The following is a 21,494-nucleotide window of genomic DNA, read 5'->3' as shown; positions in this document are numbered from 1 at the left end:
GGTCCTAGGCCAGCAGAGCTTTCGCAGCGGCAATCGCCTCATCGGCCTTGTCCCCATCGGGTCCGCCGCCCTGTGCCATGTCCGCGCGGCCACCGCCGCCCTTGCCGCCCAGCGCCTCGACACCCGCGCGCACGAAGTCGACCGCGCTGAAGCGATCGGTCAGGTCATCGGTCACTGCTGCGGCAAAGGCTGCCTTGCCATCATTGACCGCGCAGATTGCCGCGATGCCCGATCCCATGCGCTGCTTTGCTTCATCCAGCAGGCCGCGCAATTCCTTGGGATTCATGCCATGGAGGACCTGGCCGGAGAATTTCACCCCGCCCACTTCCTCGTCCGCAGCAGGCGCCGAACCGCCCCCGCCGCCAAGCGCGAGCTGCTTCTTCGCCTCGGCCAGTTCGCGTTCCATGCTCTTGCGCTCATCCATCAGCGCAGCAACGCGTTCGAGCACTTCATCGGGCGCGGTCTTGAGCGTGGCGGCGACAGCTTTCAGCGCATCCTCGCGGCCGACAACCCATTTGCGCGCGGCTTCACCCGTCAACGCCTCGATCCGGCGCACGCCCGATGATACCGCGCTATCGGAGATGATCCGCAGCAGGCCGATATCGCCGGTCGCCTTCACATGGGTGCCGCCGCACAGCTCGACCGAGTAATTGCGGCCCGAACCCTGCCAGTCGCCGCGGCCCATGGAGAGGACGCGCACTTCGTCGCCATATTTCTCGCCAAACAGCGCCATGGCTCCCGCCTCGATGGCGTCATCGGGGCTCATCAGGCGGGTGGAAACCGGTGCATTGTTGCGAATTTCGGCATTCACTTCGGCTTCGATCGCTTCCACTTCATCCGCATCGAGCGGCTTGGGATGCGAATAATCGAAGCGCAGCCGGTCGTTCGCAACCAACGAACCCTTCTGCGTCACATGGTCACCCAGATGATTGCGCAAGGCGGCATGCAGCAGATGCGTGGCGGAGTGGTTGGCGCGGATGCAATCACGGCGCTCTGCATCGATCTGCATATGCACGGTGTCGCCCACTTCCACAGACCCGCCGGTGATCCGCCCATGGTGGGCATGCAGGCGGCCGAGAGGCTTGGAAGTGTCGCTGACAACCATCTCCAGACGGCGATCGCCACTGATCGTGCCGCTGTCACCGGTCTGGCCGCCGCTTTCGCCATAGAAGGGCGTCTGATTGGTGAGCAGGATCACTTCCTGCCCCGAATCGGCGCGCTGGACTTCCTTGCCATCAACGATCAGCGCCACCACACGGCCCTCGCCCTCGGTGGCGGCATAGCCGGTGAATTCGCTGGCGCCTTCGCGCTCGGCAATATCAAACCACAATTCGCCATCCGCAGCTGCGCCCGAACCCTTCCACGCGGCACGGGCAGCGGCCTTCTGCTGCGCCATGGCGGCATCGAACCCGTCGCGGTCCACGGTGATGTTGCGTGCGCGCAGGGCATCCTCGGTCAGATCGTAGGGAAAGCCGAATGTGTCATACAGCTTGAAGGCGGTTTCGCCCGGCAGGCTGTCGCCATCGCCCAGCTGCGAGGTTTCCTCATCGAGCAGCCGCAGGCCCTTTTCCAGCGTCTGGCGGAAACGGGTTTCCTCACGCTCTAGAACTTCGGTGATGAGCGCTTCGGCGCGCGGCAATTCAGGATAGGCCTGGCCCATCTCGCCCACCAGAGCGGGCACCAGGCGGTGCATCAGCGGCTTGTCCGCACCCAGCAGATGCGCATGGCGCATGGCGCGGCGCATGATCCGCCGCAGCACATAGCCGCGCCCTTCGTTGGACGGCAGCACGCCATCGGCAATCAGGAAGCTGGTGGAACGCAGGTGATCGGCAATCACCCGGTGACTGGCGAGCTGCTCACCCTGCGCCTTGGCACCGGACATTTCCTCGCTGGCGGCGATCAGTTCGCGGAATGTGTCTGTCTCAAACACATTGTGCACGCCCTGCATCACGCTGGCGATACGCTCCAGCCCCATGCCGGTGTCGATGCTGGGGCGCGGAAGGTCCCCGGTGATCTGGTCCGCTTCCTGCAGGTGCTGCATGAACACCAGGTTCCATATCTCGACGAAGCGGTCGCCATCCTCATCGGGCGATCCGGGCGGGCCACCGGCGATTTCAGGACCGTGATCCCAGAAAATTTCCGAACACGGGCCGCACGGTCCGTCCGAACCCATGGCCCAGAAATTGTCCTTGGTGGCGATGCGGATGATGCGGTCTTCGGGCAGGCCGGCGATCTTGCGCCACAGGTCGAACGCCTCATCATCGGTGTGATAGACGGTGACTGAAAGGCGCTGCGGATCAAGGCCCAGTTCCTTGGTGATCATGCCCCAGGCGAGCTCTATCGCGCGCTCCTTGAAGTAATCGCCAAAGCTGAAATTGCCGAGCATTTCGAACAAGGTCAGGTGCCGCGCGGTATAGCCGACATTGTCCAGATCGTTGTGCTTGCCCCCGGCGCGCACGCATTTCTGGCTGCTGGCAGCGCGCGGCGCGGGCGGTGTTTCCAGCCCGGTGAACACGTTCTTGAACGGCACCATGCCCGCATTCACGAACATCAGCGTCGGATCATTATAGGGCACCAGTGGCGCGGATGGCACCACAAGGTGATCATTGGCCGCGAAATAGTCGAGAAACGCGCGGCGGATATCGTTGGTAGAATTCATGCCAGCCGAGTTAGGACGTGGCGGCGACCTCGACAAGCGCATTAAAGCGCTTGCAGCAATCGCCGCGTTCGATTTTGCACAGAGTCAGGCCCTGCGCGCGGTGACGATCCACCCGGCGGCGGGCAGAGAGACGATGCCTTCCCGGCAATTGCGGCTGGCCAGATCGCGAATCCGGTCAAGGAAACGCTCCCTGTCACTCTCTTCCATCGCCCGCGCGGCGGTGGCTGCCGGGCCAATGGTGGAGAAATAGCCGACGGCATCTTCTACCGGATCCGGGCCAGCCCCGGTCACCATGGCAAAATCGAACGGATCGATGGCGATGGATTCCCAGCCACCGGCGGTCAGGATTGATGTCATGCGGTCCTTGTCGGCAAAGGCAAACGGGCCAGGAGTACCGGGTGGCGGAGGCGGCGGGGCCTGCGGCAGGAGACGTGCGACATCGGTGAAGAAAGGATTTTCCGCTGGCGAACGAAAGCATGAAAACAGCAGATTGGCGCCTGCATCCGCGGCGCGCGCAAGATTGGCGAAAGCTGCCGGCGGATCATCGAAGAACATCACCCCGTGACGGGAGACGAGCAATTGCGGAGCGAATCCGGCAGGTGGTGCCCATGTGGCGGCATCGTGCAGATCAAAATCCACATTGGCGAGATTGACCGCGCGCGATCGGGCTGCCGTGACTAGCGCCGGTGAGACATCGACACCCAGCACGCGCACTTCCGGCCTGCCGCGACCAAGGGCAAGCGAAAGCTCCCCTGCCCCGCAGCCAATATCCAGCAGTTGGCTGAAATTGAAACTGCGTGTCCGCTCGATCAGCTTGTCGGTTACCGCGATAAAGCTGCGATCGGTTCTGCGCCATTCCGCCGCCCAGGTGTCACCAGCGCTGGTTTGCCATTCGCTCTTGTCCATTATCCGTCCATCCCCGCTGCCCGCTGGCAGCAAATTGTCAGTTGCAGCAGGTGGATAGCACCCAAGGCCTGCACAATTCCAGTGCAACGAATGGATCGGAATTGAAACTAGGCCAGCAGCACCGGCAGCGATTTCAGAACGAAAGAAGCCGACGCTCTGCCCGATTGGGGCATTGCGCCGGCTCCGTTTCCATAAGCGCACCCCAGGGACCGAAATCAACCGGCCGGGCGCAGCTTCTTGAGGATCAGACTTCAGGCTCCGCGTCCGGGCCTGCCATCATTTCCTCGGCGACAACGTCGATTTTACCGCGAATGGCGGCTTCCAACCTGTCGCAAACCTCGGGATTTTCCTTCAGATACTGCTTGGAGTTCTCACGCCCCTGGCCAATGCGGATGCTGTCATAGCTGAACCAGCTACCCGATTTCTCCACCAGACCGGCCTTCACGCCCAGATCGAGGATTTCACCAAGCTTGGAGATGCCCTCGCCATACATGATGTCAAATTCGACCTGCTTGAACGGCGGGGCGACCTTGTTCTTGACCACTTTGACGCGGGTGGAATTGCCCACCACTTCGTCCCGGTCCTTGATCTGGCCGGTGCGGCGAATATCGAGGCGGACCGAAGCATAGAACTTGAGCGCATTGCCGCCGGTCGTGGTTTCCGGATTGCCGTACATCACGCCGATCTTCATGCGCAGCTGGTTGATGAAGATCACCATGCACTTGGAACGGTTGATCGAACCGGTCAGCTTGCGCAGGCTCTGCGACATCAGGCGGGCCTGCAGGCCGACATGGCTGTCACCCATCTCGCCTTCGATTTCTGCACGCGGCACCAGTGCCGCAACAGAATCGACCACCAGCACGTCAATCGCGTTAGAGCGCACCAGCGTATCGACGATTTCCAGCGCCTGTTCGCCGGTATCGGGCTGCGAGATGATCAGTTCATCAATGTCCACGCCCAGCTTGCGGGCATAGACAGGATCGAGCGCATGTTCGGCATCGACAAAAGCGACGGTGCCGCCATTCTTCTGCGCTTCGGCCAGCACATGCAGCGCCAGCGTGGTCTTGCCCGAACTTTCAGGGCCGTAAATCTCAATCACCCGCCCTTTGGGCAGGCCGCCAATACCAAGCGCGATATCAAGGCCGAGCGATCCCGTGGAAATCGATTCCACGTTCATCGTTTCCTTGCTGCCCAGCTTCATGGCCGAGCCTTTGCCGAATGCGCGATCAATCTGCGCGAGCGCTGCGTCGAGAGCCTTCTGACGGTCCACCTTGGATTCCTTGTCTACCAATTTCAGACTTGCAGCCATGACACGGCCCTCCAATCATTCCTAGCGTTGCATTCGATTCATCAACTGGAACACTATGTACCCACTTTGTTCTATTAGAACAAGAGCGGAACAGAATTTTTGTTGGATTTGCTGAAAAGGGTGGTTTTTGGCGCTATTCGGCCAGCGCCGGGCGGACCTGCCAGTCAATCACCCGCTCCCCATTGGCAGGGATTGTCACTTCGACGATTCGCCGGCCGTTCTTGACCGTGCTGCCCACTCCGCGCAGGTCCCATTCCACCGGACTGCCCAGGACAACCCGCATCGAAACCGGCGCAGGATTGGCATTGGTGAGAGTGGTGCGCATCTGCGACCAGGTCTTTTCTTCATAGGGGTCATGGCTGGTCAGGCGCTGGCAGCGGGCAAAGACCTGGCTGCTTTGCCCCAACCCGATCTCGACGTCCTGGCCGCTGGCATAATCGCGCAAATTCTCCTCCCCCACCAGCAGCTCACCCGTGGCGGAAGGTTCAAAGAAGGCGATGGAACCCGATGGCAGCGCAACGCCCAGCCCATGCTCCTCGTCATTCACCGTGGCGAACAGGATATCGGCCGCCTGTGCTTCTTCGGTCTCATAAAATGGCTGGCACGTGGTTTCATAGAGGAAGCGACCGGCCACCTCATCGCGGTCGAGGAAGGCGACCTGCTTGAGGCCCTGGGCAGAGACGGTGACGTTTTCCGGGATGCGATAGAGCTTGAGGTCGCCCAGCTGCTCCTCCTCCGCCTTGAACTGCGGCATCTCGTTGGAGACATCGGCCATCCGCGCGCCGGTGACCACGATGCTTTCGCGCATTGCCATCATCGGTGCGGGCGGAGGTGGAACGGCGTAGTCATAGCCGAAATAGGGTTCAGGCGATCCCGCTGCCGTGCTGCCGAAAGGGTAGCAGGTGAGTTGCAAGGGCCGCGCATCAGGCGGATCGGCCAGCTGCTGAAAATCGCTGACCACGTTGAGCGTGCCAGCCACCGCCATCAACTCTGCGCCTTCAAAGCTCTGGTTGTTGTCGTTGAGGATGGTCAGCCAGCTCATCAACCGCATGCGCACATCATCGCCGCCGCCGCCCTCGCCAGCACCGCGCCCCTGGCCATTTTCGTGCAGGGTAGCGACATAATTGGCCTGCCAGTCGAAGCCCCAGGCAAGATAGGTGAGCGTGATCTGATAGGTGCCGCCAGCAGCGTCGCGCGTATCGATGGAGAACACCGGCTGCGCGGACAGGCCATCCGGCACGGCATCGAAGGTCAGCCTTTCGGGCAGGCCCGAACAGCGCACGGCTTCAAACCCTTGCGACGTCTGCAGCACCAGTCCGCCGTCGGCCCGCGTGCGGATGATGGCGCTTTCGCTGGCCTCCTGCCCGGTGCCGGGATTGGTGCGGGTGATGCGCACGCGGTTGCCAAGCGTCCCGTCCACTAATGCAGCGGGGCTGAGCAGGTCGGCATTGCGGTTCTTCTCTATCGTCCCGCCCGGCAGGCCGGTGACGATGGCGCTGACGGCCACCATGCCCTCTGCCACGCCGGTAAAGCGGATGGTGGATTCGCCCGGAGGCAGGGTAACCTGCCGCGTCTCGCTTATCATGGCGAAGCCTTGCGGCCAGTCCCGGTTCATTTCACCATAAAGGCCGCGGTTGGGATCGCGGTAGACGGTAACCGCCAGATCCTGCGGCGCGGAGGCATCCACCACCTCGCGGGCACTTGCGCCGCCGCTCCACAACAGCAGCGGCAGGATCAATGTGTGGAGACGCGCCACCGGCGGCTCCTCAATACCTGGTTTCGTATGTGACCCGCACAATGCGCGTCCCGTTGGCGGGAACGCTGACGACATAGCGGCGCGTTCCGGCATTGAGCTGCTCACCCGCCACATCCTCATTCACCACGCGGAAATCGCGGCTCCACCAGCCCCGGTCCAGGCCAGACTGGACAAGGTCCACGTCCACCGCCTCCGGCTTGGCGTTGGTGAAGGTGTAGCGCATGGTGGTACGATAATAATCGACCGCACGCTCCACCTCCACGGTGCGGGTAACCTCGCCATCCTCGATCACGCGGTAACGCGCACTGCGTTCATATTCCGCCGCGGTGATGCGGTCGCGCTGCTCCACTTCGGCCTGGACGAAAATGTCGAAGGCATCGCCCGTGCGCAGGCTGAGCACGCTGCCCATCGGCGTGTGGCCAATGCCGTTCTCACCGATGAACTGCGGGGTACCCTGGCTGTCATTCTGGTAGAAACGCACCGTTCCCGCTGGCAGAGCATCGCCCAGCCCGCCCTCGCGGCTGGAGGAGAAGCTGATCGCGCTGGAGGCGTTGACCGGATCGGAATCGCTCGTCAGCCAGCCGACATTGCGGGTGTAGACGCGGCGCGCGGGCACGCCCTGCACATCCAGAAAGCTGACCTGCTTGGTCTGGTTGTTGGCGATCGTGGTGCGCTCCGCGATCGGATAGAGATAGAAGTCCCCCAGCCGCTCACGGTCCGCAGTTTCGGTGCCGGGCCGCACCAGATCGCGCCGCGCGGGGCTGAAACTGCCGCTGACATTGCCTGCCACCAACAGAGTGTCCGCCGCGTGAAAAGTCGTGCCGGTGGTGTTGGTCAGCGTGACCCAGCCCTGCATGTCCACCGTGCCGCGCTGTTCATCATAAAGCGCGACATAGTCAGACGACCAGCCAAGGCCGGGCGTGAGATAGCGAATGGATGCAGGCCGCGTGCCCGACCGATTGCTTTCCAGCGTGACCGAAAGCGTAGGCCGTGCGCGCAGGTTTGGCGGCACTTCATCGAAGATCACCCGCACCGGCAGGCCATCATCGCGCAGCACCTCTATGTGGCCATTGATCCGCACCACAACGCCGCCCACGGTGGAGAGCACTTCGGCCCGCTGCATCGTTTCTGCGCCAGTGGCCGGATTGGTGCGGATAAGCGTGACCGCCTGGCCAATCGCCTTCTCCATCAGTTTTTGCGGGGTCAGAAGGTCGAAATCGAAGTTCTGCTCGACGATCGAGGTGTTGGCCGCGGCAAAACTGAGCGTTTCGGGCCGGATCATGGCGGAGACATCGGGAAATGTGACGACCGACCTGCCGTTGCGGATATCGAGCTGGCGGATATCCTGCACCAGCGACTGACCGTTGTTATAAATGGTGACCGAAACGTCCCCTTGCGATGTCTCGTCGCTGGCCGGGTCCGTCTGGGCAAAGCTGGCAGCAGAACCAAGCGTGGTGGCGGCAAGCAGGCCTGCCAGGGCAATAGCGTGCAGTTTCATATCGATCCTCTCCCCCCGATTGCGGGAATTCGATGTAATAATGTAACCTTCACCTTTATCCGTGCTGAACAGAGGGACTACGGCTGTTTGCGTGACAGGGCGAGGACCTCTCCCACCTTGTCGGCAATCTGCTGCACGCTGAACGGCTTGGGGATGAAATGCATCGCCGCCATGTCGATCTGGCTGCGCAATTGACCTTCGGCATAGCCGGACATGAACAGCACCGGCAGGTCCGGCTGCAACTTGCGGATTTCGCGCGCCATGGCCGGGCCATCCATGCTGGGCATCACCACGTCGCTGACCACGAGATCGAATTTCTCGCCCGCCTGGACCTGCTCCAGACCTTCATCGCCATCGCTGGCGGTGACGATCTCATATCCCTGCCGCGATAGAGCACGCTCTGCCACGGCGCGGACCATATCCTCATCCTCCACCAGCAATATGCGTCCGCCGCCAGACCAGTTGCGCGCCGCTTCCTCCACCTCGGCCTTGGCCAGTTCCTCTTCGGTGGCATTGTGGACGGGCAGGTAGATGGTGAAGCGCGCGCCTTTTGTCGTGCCATCGGCGGCCTTCGTGTTGCCGGCGAAGATGAACCCGCCCGATTGCTTGACGATGCCATAGACGGTGGAAAGGCCCAGACCGGTGCCCTTGCCCTGTTCCTTGGTGGTGAAGAAGGGTTCGAAGATATTGCCGATCACATCGGGCGGGATGCCGCCGCCGGTATCCTCGGCAATCAGCACGGTGTAATCGCCAGCGGGGATGATCTCATTGCCCATGCGGCGGATGTCCCTGGCTTCCACCCTGCGCGTGGCGAAGGACAGCGTGCCGCTGCCACCTTCCCCGGCCTTGCCCGAATAGATCGCATCGCGGGCGTTCACGGCCAGGTTGATGATGACCTGTTCCAGCTGTCGCGGATCGGCCCGGACCGGACCCAGATTGCGATCATGGTGGACGCGCAGGGTGATCTTGGCGCCCAGCAGCCGCTTGAGCAGTTGCGAGACTTCGGACAGGACATCGGGCAGTTGCAGCACTTCGGGTTGCAGCGTCTGCTGGCGGCTGAATGCCAGCAATTGCCGCGTCAGGCTGGCGGCACGGTTGGAATTGGCCTTGATCTGCTGGATATCGTCATAATCGCTGTCACCCGGCGTATGACGCAGCAACATCAGGTCGCAATAGCCGATGATGGCGGTCAGCACATTGTTGAAATCATGCGCCACGCCGCCTGCAAGCTGGCCCACCGCCTGCATCTTGGTGGCCTGCGCCACCTGCCTTTTCAGGCGCGTTTCCTCGGTCGTATCGGCCAGGCTGAGCAGCACCGATGCCTCTCCCAGACCGCGCACACCGGCAAGGCCCAGCGATACAGGATCGTCCGGTTCCTGCCGGAGGCGCACGGCAATATCTCCGCTGTTGGCCGGTCCCTGGCCATAACGGCGCACGGCATCGGACATGGCGGTCTTGTCGCGCGGTATCACCAGGTCGGAGGGATAGGGCGGAAGATTGCGCCCTTCGATCCCGGCAGCCCGGCGGAATGCGGGATTGGCGAACAGGAAGTGGCCGTCCCTGTCGGTCATCGCCAGACCAAGCGGCAATTGTTCCAGCAAGGCCTCAAGCTGCGGCACCTGGCCGCGCGTCTCCCCGCCCCAGCCGCCCAGTCCGACACCGCTATCAAGCAGCAGCATCAGCGTGGGCGCCTCGTCTGCGGATTTGTCGGCCCCGCCCTCCACTGCGGCCGGGTCGCTCAATGGCACGTGGACGAGCGTCTGGGGCGAACCCTTCTGCGCCTCGCGCGTGAAATAGATGCGGTCGCGGTCGTCGGAGCGCAATTGCGCCACGAATTCCTGGCCCACCATGCTGGCGCCTTCATCGCCGTGAGCACGCCTGGCAAAAGCGGGATTGACCGCGCGAATTGTCCCGTCGGGTCCCACCAGCGCGGCGGCGATACCGGCTGCACCCAGAATGCGGCCAAAGGTGCCGGAAAGATATTTGCTGATGGCAACCAGCGGCTCGGCCCGCAGCACCGGGTTGAAACGCCAGATCAGGAAGTCGTCCCCGCGCCCGGCGCGCACCGCTTCCGCCGTCCAGGAATGGCCTTCATCGGCGATCGTCACCACTTCGCCGCTGCTGCCATCGCGCCAGGCATTGCGGGCGATCTTGGCGAGCAGTTCGGACGATCCGCCATCCACCGGCAGGCGCGGCGGTGCCATGCTGGAGCCGAACCACAATTCGAACGCCGCATTGGCGCAGACCAGCCGGTTGGCACGGTCGGTAATCGCTATGGCCTGTCCGGGCTGCTCGATTGCGGCGACGGTTACGGACCAGTCGGGTGCCGCCAGTTCCATCGCCTCGCGTTGTGCAGGGCGATAGCGCGCGGCGGTATAGGCCAGCAGGCCCAGCACCGTCAGCCCGCCAGCAAAGGCCAGCGTGACGATGGTATTTCCGGCGACAAAATGGATCAGCGCGATACTGGCCAGCACGGCGGCGGCCACGGCAAGACTATCCACCAGACTGCGTGATTGCTGTATGCGTGCCACGCTCACTGCCCCGTTCCCTTCCCCTGCACGCGGATCATTCCGCGGGGTCTAGCACTTTCCGGCGCCCCGGTCGCCTGGTCCATTTGCGTGCCACCATCAGGCGCCAGGTGAAACTGGAAAGCACATAGCCCAGCGCAGCCGTGACCACTGACAGGATGACGAAGCCGAATGCGGTCACTCCCACGCCTTCAAGCACCTGGAACCAGCCGAAACTTTCCCACCTGCCACTGCTGAGTTCAGCCTGGGCGGCACCGCCGGCCACGGCATCGATCTTCAGCACGAAGCGGCCGACCTTGTTGGCCACCACGATCCAGAAGGGCACGGTGAAGGGGTTGGTGATGAAGGTCAGCAGCGCTGCCACCGGCACATTGGCACGCGCCGGCAGAGCCAGGAATGCAGCGAGAAAAATCTGCCCGAACGGCACGATAAAGGCGGCGAACAGACCCAGAGCGGTGCCGCGCGGCACAGAACGGCGGGTAAAGCGCCACAATTCCGACCGCGCAAAGCGGTGCGCGATTGGCGCAAGCCAGCGGTTGCGAACCATCTCCTCGCGCGTCGGCATTTTGGGCCGGTACCAGCTCTGTTTCTGGGCAGTCATGCTGCGGTGTCCCTTACACCTTTAATATCGCCAAGGAAGTGACACTTACTGTCCATTCGACGAACGGGCGCTTAACGGCGACCTACCGGTGCGATCAGCCTTTTTCGCGCATTAATCTGGCCTTGTCGCGCTTCCAGTCGCGATCCTTGATCGATGCGCGCTTGTCATGCGTCTGCTTGCCCTTGGCCAGTGCAAGTTCCACCTTGGCCCGTCCGCGTGAGTTGAAATAGACCGACAAGGGCACCAGCGTCATGCCCTTGCGCTCTACTGCACCGAACAGCTTTTCTATCTCGCGCTCTTTCAGCAGCAGCTTGCGCGGGCGGCGGGGTTCGTGATTGTGGCGGTTGCCGTGGCTGAATTCGGGAATATTGGCATTGATCAGCCAGACCTCGCCATTGCGGATGTCGGCATAGCTTTCGGCGATCGAGCCCTCGCCAAAGCGCAGCGATTTCACCTCTGTGCCTTGCAGCGCCAGACCGGCCTCATACACGTCCTCGATATGATAATCATACCGCGCGCGGCGATTTTCGGCGACGATCTTCTGCTTGTCGAAAGGGGTGGGTTTGGGACGCGCCATGGTGAGCGGGCATGTAGGCGCGCCCGCAGAAAAAGCAAATGGCACAAGGAGAAATGGGCATGCGCACTTGGTCTTATGCTGGCGGGCGATAGACTGGCGATCAAAGCGAGCCATCGACTCGCCGGGGGAGAGTTCAAACCAATGGCAAGTGTTGCAACGCCAGCCGCAATTTCCGGTGATCTGAGCGCCGGGCAGATCCTCGCCAATGCGCATATGATGGCGCCCGCCATCGCCGCCCGTAGCGCAGAGATCGAGCAGTTGCGCCGCCTGCCCGCCGATCTGGTGGCCGATCTGCGCCGCGCCGGTTTCTTCCGCATGGGCCGCGCAATCAGCAAGGGCGGCCCGCAGATGAGCCTTCCGCAGCATCTCGAAGTGATCGAAGTGCTGGCGCGGGCAGATCCCTCCGTCGGCTGGTGCGTGAAGATCGGCACGGACAGCGGCCTGCTGGCCGAATTGCTGCCGCCCGGTGCCTCCGCGCGCCTGTTGCCAGATGCGGACATGATCACCGCGGGCCAGTTCACCGCCGGGCGCGGCGTGCTGGAACAGGTGGAGGGCGGATATGAGCTTTCGGGCCGCTTCCCCTTCGGCAGCGGGATCACCCATGCCGATGTGGTGATGACGGGCGGCATCATCCATCAGCATGGCCAGCCGGTCACCGGCGCAAACGGCATGCCGGAAATCCGCCTCGCCTTCTGCCGCGCGGACCAGCTGGAAATAGAGGATAGCTGGCACACGCATGGCCTGCGCGGCAGCGGCTCCAACCATTACCGCGCCCAAGGCGTGTTCATTCCCGAAGATCAGGCGATGCGGATCGAGGCGGCGCTGTTTGAGGGCAAGCAGGCGCTCTATTCCAGCGGTTTCAACTGGGTGACCACCATGGCCGCAGTGCCGCTGGGCTGCGCAGCCAAGGCGCTCGATGCGGCCAAAGCAGCCATCGCCGAGAAGCAGGGCGGCATCCCGCCGCGCCCGATGGGAGAGCTGGAAAACGTGCGCATGGCCATCGCTCGCGCGGACACCCGATATGGCGCAGCGCGGGCCTTTTTATACAGCGCCGCCAATGATTTCTGGGCCGAACTTGAGGCCGGATCACCATCGGTCCGGACCAAGGGCCGCCTCGCCCTGGCCAATGTGGAAAGCTTCCGCATGGCGGTGGATGTCACCCGCATGCTGTTCGATCTGATGGGCGCCAATGCGGTGTTCCAGGGACAGGTGCTGGAACAATGCACCCGCGATGCGCTGACGCTGAACCAGCACATGATCGTGTCCGACGCGGCGCTGGCGACGTATGGCGCTATGATGCTGGGTCAGGAACACCCGAGCCCGCTGTATTGAGCGATCAGCGCTTTGCCAACACTGCAACCTGTTCGGCCTGACTGCCCCGGCGATCAAACGATTCCAGCGATCTCCATTGCCGCATCCACCGCTGCCTTGCCCGCATCACTGCATTCCACGATCGGCAATCGTACGTCGGGCTGCCACCAGTCATGCAGGCGGCTGAGCGCATATTTGGCAGGGGCCGGGCTGGGATCGACGAACATCGCCCGGTGCAGCGGATAGAGCCGCTCATTCATTTCGCGCGCGGTCACGTAATCGCCCGCCAGTGCTGCAGCATGAAACTCCGCGCACTGCTTTGGCGCGACATTGGCCGTCACCGAAATGCACCCTGTCTGGCCCAGCACATATCCCGCGAGCGCCAGCGGATCATCGCCGGAAAGCTGGCAGAAATGCGGCCCTGCGCCCATGCGCTGGGTCACCACGCGCGACAGGTCGCCGCTGGCATCCTTCAGCGCCACGATCTTGTCCGGGAAGCGGCGATGCAGTTCGATCACCGTTTCGGGCAGAATGTCCGTCACCGTGCGACCGGGCACATTATACAGCATGATCGGCAGTTCGGACCGCTCCGCCAGATAGCTGAAATGCGCCAGCAGGCCCACTTGGCCCGGTCGGTTGTAATAAGGTGCGACCAGCAGCACCGCATCGGCCCCGGCCACCTGCGCTTCCTTGATGTGCCACAGCGCGGTCTGCGTATCGTTGGACCCGGCACCGGCAATCACCGGCACACGGCCGTTCGATTGCTGGGCGCAGGCGGCGATCACCTGGTGGTGTTCATCATTGTCCAGCGTGGCGGATTCACCCGTGGTGCCGCACGGCACCAGCGCGGATGAGCCATTATCAATCTGCCAGTCGACGAAACGTCGGAAGGCCACTTCATCAAACGATCCGTCGCGAAAAGGAGTCGCCAGAGCCGGAATCGAGCCTGAGAACATGGGTATACCTCTTGCATTGTCCCCAAAAACGAGGCCTTTGCCCCTCAAACACCCTGTATGGGGAGCACTTGTTCAGCCCCTGATAAGGAGAGGCCCACCATTATGTCCAGCATGGTTCGTTCTGCTATGCCCCCCCTTGTGATCGCCCTGCTGCTTGGCGGCACGGTCGCCCTTCCCCTTTCGGCCTGTGCGCAGCCCGCGAACGACGCGGCGAATAACTGGGAGGAAGCGCGCGCCAGCCTGGTCGCCAGCGGCCCCGGACGGATGGCTCCTGAAATTGCCCGCTGGGAACGGCTGACCGGCAATGCGGATCTCAACTTCGCCGATTATGCCAATTTCCTGCTCGCCAACCCCGGCTTCCCCGATCAGGACCGGCTGCGCGGCTATGCCGAGGGCCGCCTGCGCGAGGAATTCGTGCCGCCGGAACAATTGCTGGCCTTTTTCGCCCGCTATGAGCCGGTGACCAATCAGGCCAAGGCGCATTATGCGCTCGCACTGGCCGGGGTGGACCCGGTGGCCGCGCAGGCAAGAGCCGTCAACGCCTGGCGCGAGGGTGAGATGAGCCCGACGGCCGAAGCAACCATTTCCGCCATGCATGGCGACGCCTTGTCTCAGGCAGACCATGATGCGCGCATGGATGCGCTGCTGTGGCAGCGGGACCGCGAAGCCGCAGAGCGCCAGCTGGTGCGCACGTCCGACGCGCGCCGCCCGCTGTTCGAAGCGCGGCTGGCCATCCTGCAGGGCGGTGATGGCGCCACCACCGATCCGGCGGCGCTGACCGATCCGGGCTATCTGTACAATCGCAGCCGTGAACTGCGCCAGGAAGGGCGCCGGTCAGAGGCGATTGCCCTGCTCACCAACCGCCAGCCGCTGGCTCATCTGCCATTCGACCAGACCGCATGGGTGGAAGAACTGCTCACCGTTGCGCGGCTTGCCGATGCCCGCAGCGCGCAGGCGATTGCCGCGTCGATCGACGATGCCTTCGTGCCGGGAGAGGATATCTCCCGCCAGACATACAAATTGCGCGACGATTACACCTCGCTGATGTGGCTGGGCGGGACAAGGGCGCTGTGGGAACGCGGCGCCAGTGCCGCTGCCGCTCCGCTGTTCTATCGCTACGGCGCCGCCGCGCGCACGCCGCAGACACGCTCCAAGGGCTTTTACTGGGCCGGCTATGCCGCCAGCCAGGCAGGGGATACCGCCGAGGCGAACCGTTATTACGAGATGGCGGGCCAGTATGGTGACCGCTTCTATGGCCAGTTGGCGCTTGCCGCGATGGGCCGCGACCTGCCCAGCTTTGCCGGATCGCCCGAAGGTGCCATCGCCCCTGACGAGCGCGCCGCATTCCTCTCCGCCCCATTGACCGCAGCCGTGGCCGAAGTGGCCCGCGATGCGCCGTGGCGCACCGGTATCCGCTTTTACCGCGCGATTGCCGACCAGGCCGAAACCATGAGCGAGCATCTGCTGGTGGCGGAACTGGCCCGCGACATCGGCAGGCGCGATCTGGCCGTGAACCTGGCCGATGCGGCGATGGCCGATGGCCACGATGGCTTCACCCAGATCGGCTATCCGCGGCTGGATGTTCCGGCCGGAACGGACTGGACGATGGTTCACGCCATTACCCGGCAGGAAAGCCAGTTTGCCGAAAATGCCATCAGCCATGCAGGGGCCACCGGCCTGATGCAGCTGATGCCCGGCACCGCGCGCGAGGAAGCGGGCCGTGCAGGCATACAGTACATGTCCGCATCGCTGATCGATGATCCGGCGTATAATATCCGCCTTGGCTCCAACCATATCCAGCGCCTGCTGGCCCGCTATGACGGGTCCTATCCGCTGGCGGTGGCGGCTTACAACGCTGGTCCCGGCAATGTGAACAAGTGGCTGCGCGAGAACGGCGATCCGCGCACCGGGCAGATTTCATGGACCGAATGGATCGAGAAAATCGGCTTTTTCGAGACCAAGAACTACGTCCAGCGCGTGCTGGAAAACGCCGTGGTCTATGAACACCTCTATCCCGATCAGGCCGGTCGCACCCGCACCCTGGCCGATTTCCTGCGCTGAGCGCGCCCGCCGGATTCGTGAAGCCCGCCAGCAATCCCATCACGCCAGCCGGTCTTTCCGCGCTAAAGGCCCGCTATGACCATTTGCTGGGCACGGAGCGGCCCGAGATTGTCGCCATTGTAAGCTGGGCGGCGGGCAATGGCGATCGCAGCGAAAATGGCGACTATATCTATGGCCGCAAGCGCATGCGCGAGATCGACCGCGAACTGGCTTTTCTGGCGCGGCGGATGAAGGCGGCCAAGGTCATCGTCCCTTCCGAACAACCCGACCACAGCCGCATCTGGTTTGGCGCCCATGTCACCATCGCCGATGAGGATGACAATCAGCGCAGCCTCACCTTGGTGGGCGATGACGAGCAGGATGCATCGAAGGACATGGTCGGCTGGAGCGCCCCCATCGCCCGCGCGCTGCGCGGGGCAGCCATCGGCGATCTGCGCACCGTCCGCCTGCCCGGCGGCACGAAGGAATGGGAAGTGGTGGAAATATCCTATCCGCCCTCACCCCAACAGGGAAACAGCTGATGCGCTCGACATTCTCAGAGGCCACCGTGCGGCTGTATCATCTGGACGGCGCGGCGGAGGGCGGCGCGGTCACCACATTGTTCTACGGCACGCTGGAGCAGGCGCTGCAGATGGCCGCAAACCAGCCCGAGGATATGCAGGAGGGCCTGTATCTGGCGACGGACAATGATGTGGTGGCCTATCTGGACATGCATGAGGGCTGAAAGGCTGGCTTAAAGGCTGGCCGAACCACGGGCTGAAAAGTTTATTTCAGAACCTGTGTGACAAATCCCCCCGCAGGTGGACTATCCTTGCACCAGGGGAGGAAATTTCCGCAGTGCAACGCGCCCACATCAGCCAGGATGAACAATATGCCGAAGCGGCTGCCAGTTTTGGCGCCGCCATCCAGCGATTGGCGCGCGGCTATGAAGCCGATGCCGATCTCTGCCGCGATCTGGTGCAGGATATTCACGCCGCCCTGTGGCGCAGCTTCGCTTATTTCGAACAGCAGTGCTCCATCCGCAGCTGGGTGTACCGCATCGCGCATAATGTTGCCGTCAGCCACATCCAGCGCAGCCGACGCCAGCGCGGCGGTGGGCTTGAAACGCTGGAGGTGATCGAGGAACTGGCCGCGCCGGACAACCCGGAGGCCGAGACGGGTGAAGCCCAGATGGCTGCCCGCCTGCTGGCCACCATTCACCGGCTGGCCCCCACTGACCGGCAAGTGATGCTGCTGTTTCTGGAAGATCTGACCGCTGCCGAAATTGGCGAAGTTACGGGCCTTTCCCCCACCGCAGTCAGCAGCCGCATCCACCGGCTGAAGGCACTGCTGGCCAAGCCCTATGCCGACAAGGAGATCGACTGATGTCACCTGAAGATGAAGCCCGCCGCAGCTGGCAATCAAGCGGCTCCGCAAGCGCACTGCCCCCGCTGGAAGAATTGCGCACCCGGGCCGACACATTCCGCCGCAAGATCCAGCGGCGCAATCTGATCGAGTATCTTGCCGGCGTCTTGGTGTTGCTGGGCTTTGGATGGATGGTGATTGTCGGCCCGCTGCCGTGGACCCCGGCGGTGATCCCCGCGGCAATCATTCGCCTGGGGTCAGCGCTGGTCATGATCGGCACGGTCTTCACCCTGTGGCAGCTGCATCGCCGCACCGCGCCGCTCGATCCACCGGTGGATGGCGGGCGCAATTCGGTGCTCGACTATCAGCGTGCGGAACTGGTGCGCCAGCGTGACGCGATAGACAGCGTGTTCTACTGGTACATCCTGCCCTTCGTGCCTGGGCTGGCTGTGCTCCTGCTCGCCCCTCTCGCCCTGTCACCGCAGATTGGCGAATTGTCCTGGTTCAAGGTCGTGCTGAAGGTTTCGCTTGCGCCGCTGGTGTTCGCCGCAGTGTGGTGGCTGAACAAGCTTGGCGCCCGGAAGCTGCAGGCCATGATCGACGAGATCGACGCGCTGCGCCGCGAGTAGTCCCTGACCCGGCAGTAGCTTACTCAAAAGCAAAGGCGGGCGCGGAGGGTATCCGCGCCCGCCCTTCCTGTGTGAACCGCGCGGGGCCTATTCGGCCTTGTCGGACTTTCCAGCCTTCTGAGCCCCGCCCTTTTCCGAAATCTCGGCTACCGGCGGAGTATCCACCTCCAGCGCAGCGCTGGCCTGCGCCAGCGGCGCTGCGGGTGCATATTCGCTGCTCGCCGCGCCTTCGACCAGCTTGCCGAGCGAGGAACCGTCCAGTCCCAGCTCCTTCATCAGCCCGTCCAGGACCGGCGCCTGCGCGCGGTAGGACAGGGCTGCTGCCACCGCATCGCTGGCCAGATTGCCAGTGCTGCCCCCGCCGCCAGATGTGGTGCCCGGCGCGCCGCTGCGCTGGGTCAGGCCGTCAACCTGGACGATCTTGATTGAATCGATCGCTTCCAGCGGCTTGGCACTTTCGCGCACCAGTTCGGGCAGGACCTTCAGCAGTGCCAGCTTGGTTTGCAGGCTGATCTGATCGGACGAAAGCAGGTTGGCCGCTTCATTGATCGCCCGCTGACCGGCTGCTTCCACCTCAAAGCGAACGCGGTCCGCTTCGGCGCGCAGGATTTCGGCATCGGCATCGCCCTTGGCCGCCAGACGGCTGGCCTCGGCGCGGTTGGTGGCGGCATCCTTTTCCGCCTCGGCCTGGACCTTGACGCCGATGGCGTCGCGCTCAGCCACCTTGGCGGCCTCGATCAGTTCGATGCGCTTGTCGCGCTCGGCAATCTCCGTCTCGCGGCTGGTGGTCACCGATTCCTCGGCTGCCACGGCCTTGGCGCGGGCGGCATCGGCTTCGGCCTTGGCCTGGCTTTCCTCCCGGCTCTTGTTCTGAACCGCGATCTGCTGCTCCTGACGGGCGATTTCGAGCGCGCGGGCCTGATCGATCCGCGCCTCTTCCACCAGCCGGTCGGCCTCGATCTGCTGCGCATCGACCTGCTTCTTCGCCTCGATCCGGGCGGAATCCGCTTCCCGGCTGCGTTCGGCCTGCTCTCGCGCCACTTCGGAGCCTTGCTTGGCCCGGCGCATTTCCACTTCGCGCTCCTGCTCCAGCCGGGCGAATTCGTTGTCGCGGCTGATTTCGAACGAGCGCTGGTCGGCTTCGAGATTCTTGGTCTCGATCTGCACGCGCGTGTCCATCTCGATATCGTTGCGCAGCTTCTTGCGCGCCTCGATCTGCTCGGTCAGCTTGGTCAGGCCCTCGGCATCAAAGGCGTTGTTGGCATTGAAGTGTTCGATACTGGTCTGGTCCAGCCCGGTCAGCGAGACCGATTCCAGCTCCAGTCCGTTCATCGACAGATCGTTGGACGAAACCTGCTGCACCTTCTGCACGAAGTCGGCGCGCTGTTCGTGCAGCTCATTCATGGTCATACCCGCCGCGACCGAGCGCAGCGCATCGACGAACTTGCCTTCCACCAGATCCTTCAGCGCCTCGGGCTGCATGGTGCGCTGGCCCAGCGTCTGCGCGGCCATCGCAATGGCCTCGGCATCGGGCTTTACGCGCACGTAGAACTCGGCCTTCACGTCGATCCGCAAGCGGTCGAGCGTGATCAGCGCCTCGGCATCGCGCCGCACCACGCTCAGCACCAGCGTGTTCATGTTGACCGGCATGGTTTCGTGGAACACGGGCAGCACCAGCGCGCCGCCGTTCATCACCACTTTCTCACCCCCGGCACCGGTGCGCACAAAAGCGGTCTCCTTGGACGCGCGCTGGTACAATTTGATGATGAAGATAAACATCGCCAGGAAGCCGATGACTCCGGCACCGCTCAGTATCACGGTGGTGCTCAATAGATTTTCCATGTCCTCTCCTTATTCGTAAACTGGTCAGCTGAGCGGGGCGAGCGTGCGCTCAGCCACCGAAATGCCAAAGAATATCTGTGCTTCGCGGCGCACCAGCAGCAGCTCGTCGCCTTCGTGCAATTCACTGTTCGCGTCGTGCGGCTCCACCATCACGTGGTGCGTATGGCCGAACTGATCGCGCACGCTGGCCCGCGCCGGATAGCCCGTGCGCGCCGTGCCGGTGGTGATCTGCGCCCGCCGCCCGACCAGCGTATTCAGCGCCACCGCACTGGTCTCATCCCTGGGCAGAATGCGCGCCAGCGGCCGCACCAGCGCGCTGGTGACGGGCAAGGTCGCGCCCAGCGTGATCACCGCTGCCAGCCAGCTGTACAGCGGCGCGCCGGTCAGTCTTTGCGCCAGTGACTGAATGCTGACACCAATGCCCGCAAACAGGAACAGGAACACAATCAGCCAGATCAGGAACGGCACCCGGCCAATACCCAGAAGCGTGGTAACCGCGCCCAGCACGCCCACATCCGGCAGACCATCCGCCGATGCGTGCGCATCCAGGTCCGCGCTGACATCAGCGTCCAGATCGACATCCACATCAGAACCGGAATCCAGATCACCCAGACCGATGATCTGCAGCAGCGAAAGCAGCAACATCGCGCCCAGCGCTATGGCGAACGGCAGGTTGTGATCGGCCAGTAAACTCATGGTAATACCGGCCACTGGCAACCGCCTTCGGCCCCTCCCCTGTTCTTTGCTTCTGCCTCAATCATTTAGCGGAAACAGTGGGATAAAGCCAGATAAACCGGATTTGGAAGTATCGATTCCGGAGCTACTTGATCGCCGGAATACGGGATCGATCGCGCGGGCTGAATGCCCGGCTGAAAACCACCACGAATGCCGGGACGAATACCGGGACGAATGTCGCGCCCCCTTGCCCGTGGACCCGGGAACGCTAGAGCAAGGACATGCGCTTCATTCTTGCAGCATCTGCCCTGATCCTGATCGCCGCTCCCCTTGCGGCGAAGGACAGTCTTGGCGTGTTTGGCGACTGGGGCGCGTTTCGCGATGCGCAGATGCCGCGCTGCTATGCCATTGCCGCTGCGCAGGGCACGGGAGCGGGAACGCGTTCGAGAGAATACGATCCCTTTGCCAGCGTTGGCACATGGCCAAGGCGGCAGGTCCGCGGGCAAGTGCACTTTCGCCTGTCACGGCAGGTTCGCGATGGTGCGGCGATCACGCTGACAATGGGCAGCAGCCGGTTCGATCTGAGCGGTGACAACGGCAATGCATGGGCGAAGGATGCGCAGATGGATGCCCGGATCGTGGCCGAAATGCGTGTCGCCTCGACCATGCGCGTATCTTCGCGCGATAGGCAGGGGCGCCGGTTCACGGACAGCTACAGCCTTGATGGCGCCGCCACGGCGATGGATGCCGCCAGCGTGGGCTGCGCTGCCGGCTGACACGAAAAGCGGGCCGGAGATTGCTCCCCGGCCCGCCATTTCACCTGTTCATTCTGATCAGGAACG

General features: G+C 63.2%; 18 protein-coding genes. 7 read left to right on the top strand and 11 right to left on the bottom strand.

Features of this window, described 5'->3' with window-relative positions; genetic code table 11:
* Positions 1–4 precede the first annotated feature (4 nt).
* From alaS to smpB, 8 genes are all read right to left on the bottom strand, one after another.
* Positions 5–2,659 carry an alanine--tRNA ligase gene (alaS, locus tag ABDZ98_RS08525; RefSeq protein ID WP_160589696.1) on the bottom strand — a complete coding sequence of 885 codons (2,655 nt, stop codon included), beginning with the start codon at positions 2,657–2,659 and terminating at the stop codon, positions 5–7.
* Between the two features lie 84 nt (positions 2,660–2,743).
* Positions 2,744–3,565 carry a class I SAM-dependent methyltransferase gene (locus tag ABDZ98_RS08520; protein ID WP_202385918.1) on the bottom strand — a complete coding sequence of 274 codons (822 nt, stop codon included), beginning with the start codon at positions 3,563–3,565 and terminating at the stop codon, positions 2,744–2,746.
* Positions 3,566–3,809: 244 nt separating this feature from the next.
* Positions 3,810–4,874 carry a recombinase RecA gene (gene recA, locus ABDZ98_RS08515; protein ID WP_160589697.1) on the bottom strand — a complete coding sequence of 355 codons (1,065 nt, stop codon included), beginning with the start codon at positions 4,872–4,874 and terminating at the stop codon, positions 3,810–3,812.
* Between the two features lie 133 nt (positions 4,875–5,007).
* Positions 5,008–6,630 carry a DUF4139 domain-containing protein gene (locus ABDZ98_RS08510; RefSeq protein ID WP_160589698.1) on the bottom strand — a complete coding sequence of 541 codons (1,623 nt, stop codon included), beginning with the start codon at positions 6,628–6,630 and terminating at the stop codon, positions 5,008–5,010.
* Between the two features lie 10 nt (positions 6,631–6,640).
* Positions 6,641–8,128 (bottom strand): DUF4139 domain-containing protein, encoded by a 1,488-nt coding sequence (locus ABDZ98_RS08505; protein WP_160589699.1) that lies wholly within the window; start codon positions 8,126–8,128, stop codon positions 6,641–6,643.
* 77 nt (positions 8,129–8,205) lie between these two features.
* Positions 8,206–10,665 carry a response regulator gene (locus tag ABDZ98_RS08500; protein ID WP_337190142.1) on the bottom strand — a complete coding sequence of 820 codons (2,460 nt, stop codon included), beginning with the start codon at positions 10,663–10,665 and terminating at the stop codon, positions 8,206–8,208.
* A gap of 28 nt (positions 10,666–10,693) precedes the next feature.
* A complete protein-coding gene (locus ABDZ98_RS08495) occupies positions 10,694–11,257 on the bottom strand; it encodes a DUF2062 domain-containing protein (protein WP_237437360.1) in 564 nt (187 codons plus the stop codon).
* Between the two features lie 94 nt (positions 11,258–11,351).
* Positions 11,352–11,834, bottom strand: a complete 483-nt coding sequence (smpB, locus tag ABDZ98_RS08490; protein ID WP_160589700.1) for an SsrA-binding protein SmpB — start codon at positions 11,832–11,834, stop codon at positions 11,352–11,354.
* Positions 11,835–11,975: 141 nt separating this feature from the next.
* Between smpB and ABDZ98_RS08485 the strand changes: the two genes are divergently transcribed.
* Entirely contained in the window at positions 11,976–13,166 is a 1,191-nt protein-coding gene (locus tag ABDZ98_RS08485; protein ID WP_160589701.1) for an acyl-CoA dehydrogenase family protein, read from the top strand.
* Positions 13,167–13,219: 53 nt separating this feature from the next.
* On the opposite strand, the gene dapA is transcribed toward ABDZ98_RS08485, so the two are convergent.
* Positions 13,220–14,101 (bottom strand): 4-hydroxy-tetrahydrodipicolinate synthase, encoded by an 882-nt coding sequence (gene dapA, locus ABDZ98_RS08480; RefSeq protein ID WP_160589702.1) that lies wholly within the window; start codon positions 14,099–14,101, stop codon positions 13,220–13,222.
* A gap of 102 nt (positions 14,102–14,203) precedes the next feature.
* Between dapA and ABDZ98_RS08475 the strand changes: the two genes are divergently transcribed.
* The 5 genes from ABDZ98_RS08475 to ABDZ98_RS08455 all read left to right on the top strand — a co-directional run bounded on the left by ABDZ98_RS08475 (position 14,204) and on the right by ABDZ98_RS08455 (position 18,135).
* On the top strand, positions 14,204–16,162 hold the full coding sequence (locus ABDZ98_RS08475) for a lytic transglycosylase domain-containing protein (RefSeq protein ID WP_160589703.1): 1,959 nt from the start codon (positions 14,204–14,206) through the stop codon (positions 16,160–16,162).
* 17 nt (positions 16,163–16,179) lie between these two features.
* Entirely contained in the window at positions 16,180–16,683 is a 504-nt protein-coding gene (locus ABDZ98_RS08470) for a GreA/GreB family elongation factor (RefSeq protein ID WP_160589704.1), read from the top strand.
* Positions 16,683–16,886 carry a hypothetical protein gene (locus tag ABDZ98_RS08465; protein ID WP_160589705.1) on the top strand — a complete coding sequence of 68 codons (204 nt, stop codon included), beginning with the start codon at positions 16,683–16,685 and terminating at the stop codon, positions 16,884–16,886. Before ABDZ98_RS08470 ends, ABDZ98_RS08465 begins: the two co-directional genes overlap by 1 nt.
* Before the next feature lie 113 nt (positions 16,887–16,999).
* Entirely contained in the window at positions 17,000–17,527 is a 528-nt protein-coding gene (locus ABDZ98_RS08460) for a sigma-70 family RNA polymerase sigma factor (protein WP_160589706.1), read from the top strand.
* On the top strand, positions 17,527–18,135 hold the full coding sequence (locus ABDZ98_RS08455) for a hypothetical protein (RefSeq protein WP_160589707.1): 609 nt from the start codon (positions 17,527–17,529) through the stop codon (positions 18,133–18,135). Before ABDZ98_RS08460 ends, ABDZ98_RS08455 begins: the two co-directional genes overlap by 1 nt.
* Positions 18,136–18,222: 87 nt before the next feature.
* On the opposite strand, the gene ABDZ98_RS08450 is transcribed toward ABDZ98_RS08455, so the two are convergent.
* Positions 18,223–19,914 (bottom strand): flotillin family protein, encoded by a 1,692-nt coding sequence (locus ABDZ98_RS08450; protein WP_419866760.1) that lies wholly within the window; start codon positions 19,912–19,914, stop codon positions 18,223–18,225.
* Positions 19,915–20,001: 87 nt separating this feature from the next.
* Positions 20,002–20,688, bottom strand: a complete 687-nt coding sequence (locus ABDZ98_RS08445) for a YqiJ family protein (RefSeq protein ID WP_337190143.1) — start codon at positions 20,686–20,688, stop codon at positions 20,002–20,004.
* Between the two features lie 245 nt (positions 20,689–20,933).
* Here ABDZ98_RS08445 and ABDZ98_RS08440 point away from each other — a divergent pair, with 245 nt between their 5' ends.
* Positions 20,934–21,428: an invasion associated locus B family protein gene (locus ABDZ98_RS08440; protein ID WP_160589709.1), complete on the top strand. Its 495-nt coding sequence runs from the start codon at positions 20,934–20,936 to the stop codon at positions 21,426–21,428.
* Positions 21,429–21,494 lie beyond the last annotated feature (66 nt).

The sequence above is a fragment of the Alteraurantiacibacter aestuarii genome, from assembly GCF_039523595.1.
GTDB classification, from domain to species: Bacteria; Pseudomonadota; Alphaproteobacteria; order Sphingomonadales; family Sphingomonadaceae; genus Alteraurantiacibacter; species Alteraurantiacibacter aestuarii.
The sequence above is the reverse complement of the archived record's forward strand: the minus strand, read 5'-3'. Positions and strand labels throughout refer to the sequence as shown.

What these genes read in the sequence shown, in the direction of transcription:
- ABDZ98_RS08465 (WP_160589705.1), top strand. Translation starts at nt 16,683, where the DNA reads ATGCGCTCGACATTCTCAGAGGCCACCGTGCGGCTGTATCATCTGGAC.
- ABDZ98_RS08455 (WP_160589707.1), top strand. Translation starts at nt 17,527, where the DNA reads ATGTCACCTGAAGATGAAGCCCGCCGCAGCTGGCAATCAAGCGGCTCC.
- alaS (WP_160589696.1), bottom strand. Translation starts at nt 2,659, where the DNA reads ATGAATTCTACCAACGATATCCGCCGCGCGTTTCTCGACTATTTCGCG.
- ABDZ98_RS08475 (WP_160589703.1), top strand. Translation starts at nt 14,204, where the DNA reads ATGTCCAGCATGGTTCGTTCTGCTATGCCCCCCCTTGTGATCGCCCTG.
- ABDZ98_RS08520 (WP_202385918.1), bottom strand. Translation starts at nt 3,565, where the DNA reads ATGGACAAGAGCGAATGGCAAACCAGCGCTGGTGACACCTGGGCGGCG.
- ABDZ98_RS08440 (WP_160589709.1), top strand. Translation starts at nt 20,934, where the DNA reads ATGCGCTTCATTCTTGCAGCATCTGCCCTGATCCTGATCGCCGCTCCC.
- ABDZ98_RS08450 (WP_419866760.1), bottom strand. Translation starts at nt 19,914, where the DNA reads ATGTTTATCTTCATCATCAAATTGTACCAGCGCGCGTCCAAGGAGACC.
- smpB (WP_160589700.1), bottom strand. Translation starts at nt 11,834, where the DNA reads ATGGCGCGTCCCAAACCCACCCCTTTCGACAAGCAGAAGATCGTCGCC.
- ABDZ98_RS08495 (WP_237437360.1), bottom strand. Translation starts at nt 11,257, where the DNA reads ATGACTGCCCAGAAACAGAGCTGGTACCGGCCCAAAATGCCGACGCGC.
- ABDZ98_RS08485 (WP_160589701.1), top strand. Translation starts at nt 11,976, where the DNA reads ATGGCAAGTGTTGCAACGCCAGCCGCAATTTCCGGTGATCTGAGCGCC.
- dapA (WP_160589702.1), bottom strand. Translation starts at nt 14,101, where the DNA reads ATGTTCTCAGGCTCGATTCCGGCTCTGGCGACTCCTTTTCGCGACGGA.
- recA (WP_160589697.1), bottom strand. Translation starts at nt 4,874, where the DNA reads ATGGCTGCAAGTCTGAAATTGGTAGACAAGGAATCCAAGGTGGACCGT.
- ABDZ98_RS08505 (WP_160589699.1), bottom strand. Translation starts at nt 8,128, where the DNA reads ATGAAACTGCACGCTATTGCCCTGGCAGGCCTGCTTGCCGCCACCACG.